2 protein-coding genes and 2 pseudogenes are annotated in these 5,154 nt (G+C 62.8%); 2 read left to right on the plus strand and 2 right to left on the minus strand.

Annotated elements, in window-relative coordinates; translation table 11 throughout:
• On the minus strand, positions 1-1,232 hold a 1,232-nt coding region (locus WBR57_RS24365; protein WP_424087381.1), incomplete at its 3' end, for a methyl-accepting chemotaxis protein.
• Between the two features lie 91 nt (positions 1,233-1,323).
• Positions 1,324-2,643 (minus strand): Na+/H+ antiporter family protein, encoded by a 1,320-nt coding sequence (locus WBR57_RS24370; RefSeq protein ID WP_424087383.1) that lies wholly within the window; start codon positions 2,641-2,643, stop codon positions 1,324-1,326.
• A 458-nt stretch (positions 2,644-3,101) separates the two neighbouring features.
• Here WBR57_RS24370 and WBR57_RS24375 point away from each other — a divergent pair.
• Both WBR57_RS24375 and WBR57_RS24380 read left to right on the plus strand, forming a co-directional pair.
• A pseudogene (locus WBR57_RS24375) lies at positions 3,102-4,172 on the plus strand (HAMP domain-containing protein); the annotation flags it as partial.
• Positions 4,173-4,517: 345 nt separating this feature from the next.
• Positions 4,518-5,030 (plus strand): annotated as a pseudogene (locus WBR57_RS24380) (methyl-accepting chemotaxis protein); the annotation flags it as partial.
• Between the last annotated feature and the right edge of the window lie 124 nt (positions 5,031-5,154).

Below are 5,154 nucleotides of genomic sequence, written 5' to 3' on the forward strand. Positions count from 1 at the left end.
GCCGCATTGAGCGCCAGCAGGTTGGTCTGTTCGGCGATGGAACGAATCACGCTGAGCACACTGACAATCGACGACACATCCTGCTGCAGGCTGTCGAGGGACACGCCGCTGCTGCGGATGTCGTTCACCAGCGCATGGATCTGCGCGATGCTGCCGTCCACCACGCGCTTGGCGGCCTGGCCTTCGACATCGGTTTGCTGCGCGGCCACCGAGGCGCCCTGGGCACTGCGCGCCACTTCCTGCGCGGCGCTAGACATTTGATTGATTGCGGTGGCGACCTGATCGGTCTCGTGGCGCTGGCGCTCCATGGCCTGCTCGGAACGCTGGGCCTGGTCGGACACCTGGCGGACCAGGCCGGTGAGTTGCGTGGTCATCTCGGTGATCTGGCGCACCAGGCCATGGATCTTGTCGACAAACCGGTTGAACGCGCCGGCCAGGTCGCCCAGCTCATCCTGGCTGGTGATGGCCAGGCGCCGGGTCAGGTCGCCCTCGCCTGCCGCGATATCGTCAAGGTTGGCCTTCATCAAATGCAGCGGGCGCAGGATGGTGTTGGCCAGCAGCATGCCGACGGCGGCGATCACCAACAGCACCACCACGGCGACGCCGAGGATGCTCAGCAGCACACCTTCCATGCGAGTTTTCACTTTGGCTTCGACCACCGCGACCTGGGCCTCGATGCCATCCAGGTTGACCGAGGTGCCGATCACCATGTCCCACTTGGGCAGGTATTCGGTGTAGCCCATCTTCGGCACGAGTTCGGTCTGGCCCGGCTGGGTCGAGCTGTATTGCAGGTAGTGGGTGCCGTCCTTGCCGACCTTGACCAGGTCGCGGTTGACGTAGACACCGTTGGGGTCGCGGTTGTCCTTGAAACTTTTGCCGACGCCGTCGGGGCTGTTGCCCTTGAACAGGCGGATGGTCTCGGAGTCGTAGCCGAAGAAGTAGCCGTCCTTGCCGTAGCTGGTGTTGGAGAGCAACTTGACCACTTGGGCGCGCGCGGCGGTGTCGCCGGGGGCGGCCGCGTCGTACAGCGGTTTGATGGTGGTCATGGCCACCTCGACATAACTTTGCAGGGTGGCCTTGGCGTCGTTGAGCAGGCGCTGGCGGGTTTCGTCGACCTCGTTACGCGCCTGGCCCTGGAGGATCCAGACGGTGGTCAGGCTGATAATCACGGCAAACAGCAACACCGGCACTACGGCGAGGGACAGGACTTTGGCCTTCAAACTCAGACGCATGGCTTTTCTCTCTCTTATTAGTGGCGACTTGAGAGGGTATCGGCCATTTAACCCGGATCTGTAGGCGCCGGCGCCTACAGGTGGGAGCGTGTCAGAGGGTCATGGCGGCCAGCCAGCCGAATGCCAGCAGCGGGAGGTTGTAGTGCAGGAATGTCGGCACCACGGTGTCCCAGATATGGTGGTGCTGGCCGTCGATGTTCAGGCCGGAGGTCGGGCCGAGGGTGGAGTCCGAGGCGGGCGAACCGGCATCGCCCAGGGCCCCGGCGGTGCCGACGATGCACACAATCGCCAACGGGCTGAACCCCAACTGCACACACAACGGCACAAAAATCGCCGCCAGGATCGGCACCGTGGAAAACGACGAACCGATCCCCATGGTCACCAGCAGGCCCACCAGCAACATCAGCAACGCCCCTACCCCGCGGCTATGTCCGATGAACGCCGCCGAGGTTTCCACCAGCGAGCGCACGTCCCCCGTGGCCTTGAGCACTTCGGCAAAGCCCGATGAGGCGATCATGATGAAACCGATCATCGCCATCATCTTCATGCCTTCGGTGAACAGGTCGTCGGTGTCGCGCCAGCGCACAATGCCCGAGACCGAGAAGATCAGGAACCCGGCCAGGGCGCCGATGATCATCGAGTCCAGCCACAGCTGAATGATGAACGCCGAAGCAATCGCCAGGCCGGCCACCAGCAGGGTCAGCGGATTGTATTGCACCGCCACCTGTTCGACCCGTTCGATTTTCTCCAGGTCATACACGCGTTTTTTGCGGTAGCTGATGAAGACCGCCACCAGCAGGCCGACCACCATGCCCAGCGCGGGCAGGCTCATGGCGTGGGTGACGTTGACCTGGCTGATGTCCACGCCGCTCTTGGCGACGTTGGCCAGCAGGATCTGGTTGAGGAAGATATTGCCGAAACCGACCGGCAGAAACATATACGGCGTGATCAGGCCGAAGGTCATCACGCAGGCAATCAGGCGGCGGTCCAGCTGCAACTTGGTCAGCACGTAGAGCAGCGGCGGCACCAGCAGCGGGATAAACGCGATGTGGATCGGCAGGATATTCTGCGAGGCAATCGCCACCACCCACAGCAAACCGATCAGCAGCCATTTGACGTGACTGCCGCCGGTGGCTTCCTGGCGATCCACCAGCAACAGGGCCTTGTCCGCCAAGGCGTGGGCCAGGCCGGATTTGGCAATCGCCACAGCGAAAGCGCCGAGCAAAGCGTAGGACAACGCCACGGTCGCACCGCCACCCAAGCCGCCATTGAAGGCTTTGAGCGTGGCCTCGATGCCCAGGCCACCGGTCAGCCCGCCCACCAGGGCGCCGACAATGATGGCGATGACCACATGCACGCGGGACAGGCTGAGCACCAGCATGGTGCCGACCGCGGCGATGACTGCGTTAATCATGGTTACCTCAAGCAGAAACAAACAAAACAGGCATGCCCGCGCCCCGACGGCCATGGGGTTGGCTGCCAGCGTGCAGGCTTGAAGGAGGTCTTATTAGAGGGCGCGCACTTTGCAGCAGGCGCGGCCGCATGTCAAAAAACGGCGCCGCTTTCAGGTTTAAATTGATCGTTTGAATAAAGAAATTTTGAAATCGGCCGATAACCGGGCTCTATGTGTTTTCAGGTAAGGATGTCTCGATGTCGCTTAGGCAGCTCTCCATTCAATGGAAAATCACCCTGCTCGCCGGCCTGTGCCTGCTGGGGATCGTGACCCTGCTGGTGGGTCTGTCGCTGTATCGCATGGCGCAGAGCTCGGAACAGGTCAAAACGTCCAGCATGCAAATGCTCGATGAAGCCGCCCAGGCGCGTATCGAGGCTCAGGGTGAAGTGCAGGCCCTGGGCATTCGCCAGCAATTCATGGATGCCTACCAGTACGGCCATGGTTTTTCCCGCCAGGTGCTGTTCCTGCGTGAACAGGCCGAGAAGCGCTTCCTGGATGCCTTCGACACCCGTGAAGACCTGACCCGCCAGGTCAAGGCCGCGTTGCAGGCCAACCCGGACCTGCTCGGCCTGTCCCTGGTGTTCGAAGCCAACGCGCTGGATGGCAAGGACGAGCTGTTCGCCAACCAGGCGGAGCTGGGCAGCAACGACAAGGGCCGCTTCGCCCTGTACTGGTCGCAGCCGACACCCGGCAAGCTGACCTCGATGCCGCTGCCGGAAAGCGACATGTCCGACACCTCCATCGGGCCCAGCGGTGAAAAGGCCAATGCCTGGTTCACCTGCCCGCGCACCACCCTCAAGCCGTGCGTGATCGAACCCTACTTTTATAAGATCGACGGGCAAAACGTGCTGATGACCAGCATCGTCTTCCCGTTGATGGTCAATGGCAAAGTCATCGCCTCGCTGTCGGTGGACATCAACCTCAACAGCTTGCAGGCCATCAGCCAAGGCGCCAGCCAGAAGCTGTATGACGGCCAGACCCAGGTCAGCATCCTCAGCCCGACCGGCTTGCTCGCCGGCTACAGCGCGGATGCGAGCAAGCTCAGCCAGCGGCTGGACCAGGTCGACACGGCCAACGGCGCGCAATTGATCAGCGCACTGGCCAACAGTACGCAAATCCGCAGCCTGCGCACCGACCATCAACTCAAGGTACTGGCGCCGTTCGCGCCGATTCCCGACGGCAAATCCTGGGGCGTGCTGCTGGACGTGCCGGAAAAAGTCCTGGTTGGCCCCGCCGAAGCCCTGAAAGCCCAGATGGATGCGGACAACACCCGCGGCACCCTGCTGATGTCGAGCCTGGGCCTGTTGGCCGCCGTGATCGGCCTGATCCTGGTGTGGCTGATGGCGCGCAGCGTGACCCGGCCGATCCTCGGCGTGGCGCACATGCTCGAAGACATCGCCAGCGGCGAAGGCGACCTGACCCGCCGCCTGGCCTACGATAAAAAAGATGAACTGGGCCAACTGGCCGGCTGGTTCAACCGCTTCCTCGACAAACTGCAACCGATCATTGCCGAGGTCAAACGCTCGGTGCAGGACGCACGCGGCACCGCCGACCAGTCCGCCGCAATCGCCACTGAAACCAGCGCCGGCATGGAGCAGCAATACCGCCAGGTCGACCAGGTGGCCACCGCCTCCCACGAGATGAGCGCCACCGCCCAGGACGTGGCCCGCAGCGCCGCCCAGGCGGCCCAAGCGGCACGCGATGCCGACCAGGCCACCCGCGACGGCCTGAAGGTGATCGACCGCACCACTACCAACATCGGGCATTTGGCGGCGGACATGAGCACCGCCATGGCCCAGGTCGAAGGCCTGTCGGCCAACAGCGAGAAGATCGGTTCAGTGCTGGAAGTGATTCGCGGCATTGCCGAGCAGACCAACTTGCTGGCACTCAACGCGGCGATTGAAGCCGCCCGCGCCGGTGAGGCCGGTCGTGGATTTGCCGTGGTCGCCGATGAAGTGCGCAACCTGGCACGGCGCACTCAGGAATCGGTGGAGGAAACCCGCCTGGTGATCGAGCAGTTGCAGAGCGGCACCGAGGAAGTGGTCGGCTCCATGGGCAACAGCTATCGTCAGGCCCAGGGCAGCGTCGAGCAAGTCGGCGAAGCGGTTACTGCCCTGCGCCAGATCGGCGAGGCGGTCACGGTGATCAGCGACATGAACCTGCAAATCGCCAGCGCCGCGGAAGAGCAAAGCGCGGTGGCCGAAGAGATCAACAATAACGTGGCGACGATTCGGGACGTGACCGAGTCGCTGTCGGAGCAGGCCAATGAATCGGCACGGGTGAGCCAGGCGTTGAATAGCCTGGCGAATCAACAGCAGGGGTTGATGGATCAGTTCCGGGTTTAAAGCACATCCCCAAGCCTCCCGGATAACAACTCTCTAAAGTGGGAGCGGGCTTGCTCGCGAATGCAGTGTGTCAGTCGCCAGATAAGTTGGCTGGCACCCCGCCTTCGCGAGCAAGCCCGCTCCC

Origin of the sequence: Pseudomonas sp. (assembly GCF_049590575.1) — a bacterium.
Lineage (GTDB): Bacteria > Pseudomonadota > Gammaproteobacteria > Pseudomonadales > Pseudomonadaceae > Aquipseudomonas.